Raw genomic sequence first — 1,097 nt, 5'->3', positions numbered from 1 at the left:
CCCCGGCCCCGGCCGCCGCCCCGGCTCCGGTCGCCGCCCCGGCCCCGGTCGCCGCCCCGGCCCCGGTCACCCCGGCTCCGGCGGCTCCGGCCGCTCCCGCCGAGGACGGCGCGTACGTGACCCCGCTGGTCCGCAAGCTCGCCACCGAGAACGGTGTCGACCTGGCGGCCGTCAAGGGCTCCGGCGTCGGCGGTCGTATCCGCAAGCAGGACGTCCTCGCGGCCGCCGAGGCCAAGAAGGCCGCCGCTGCCGCCCCCGTCGCCGCTCCGGCCGCCGCGTCGAAGGCTCCGGCCCTCGCGGTCTCCCCGCTGCGCGGTCAGACCGTCAAGATGACCCGCATGCGCAAGGTCATCGGCGACAACATGATGAAGGCGCTGCACGGCCAGGCCCAGCTGACCTCGGTCGTCGAGGTCGACATCACCAAGCTGATGAAGCTGCGCGCCCGCGCCAAGGACGCGTTCGCGGCTCGTGAGGGCGTCAAGCTCTCCCCGATGCCGTTCTTCGTCAAGGCGGCGGCCCAGGCGCTGAAGGCCTTCCCGGTCATCAACGCCCGGATCAACGAGGACGAGGGCACGATCACCTACTTCGACACCGAGAACATCGGTATCGCGGTGGACTCCGAGAAGGGTCTGATGACCCCGGTCATCAAGGGTGCGGGCGACCTCAACATCGCCGGTATCTCGAAGAAGACCGCGGAGCTGGCCGGCGCCGTGCGCGCCAGCAAGATCACGCCGGACGACCTGGCCGGTGCGACCTTCACCATCTCCAACACCGGTTCGCGTGGCGCGCTGTTCGACACGATCATCGTGCCCCCGAACCAGGTCGCCATCCTGGGCATCGGCGCCACCGTGCGCCGTCCGGTCGTCATCAACCACCCGGACCTGGGTGAGACGATCGCGATCCGCGACATGACGTACGTCGCCCTGTCCTACGACCACCGTCTGGTGGACGGCGCCGACGCCGCCCGCTACCTGACGGCCGTCAAGGCGATCCTCGAGGCCGGCGAGTTCGAGGTCGACCTCGGTCTCTGAGCCTTGCTGCGAGGCGCAACGTAACGAGCCTCACCTGCGGCGCCCCCGCCCGGAAGTGTTTCCGGG

Annotated in this window: 1 protein-coding gene; it reads left to right on the top strand. The window is 70.9% G+C overall.

Features of this window, described 5'->3' with window-relative positions; translation table 11 throughout:
• Positions 1–1,031 (top strand): 2-oxoglutarate dehydrogenase, E2 component, dihydrolipoamide succinyltransferase (gene sucB / locus ACWFR1_RS40485; RefSeq protein ID WP_453561166.1); only part of this gene is annotated, 1,031 nt, incomplete at its 5' end.
• Positions 1,032–1,097: the final 66 nt, after the last annotated feature.

This window comes from Streptomyces sp. NPDC055103 (genome assembly GCF_053607625.1).
The sequence above is the reverse complement of the archived record's forward strand: the minus strand, read 5'-3'. Positions and strand labels throughout refer to the sequence as shown.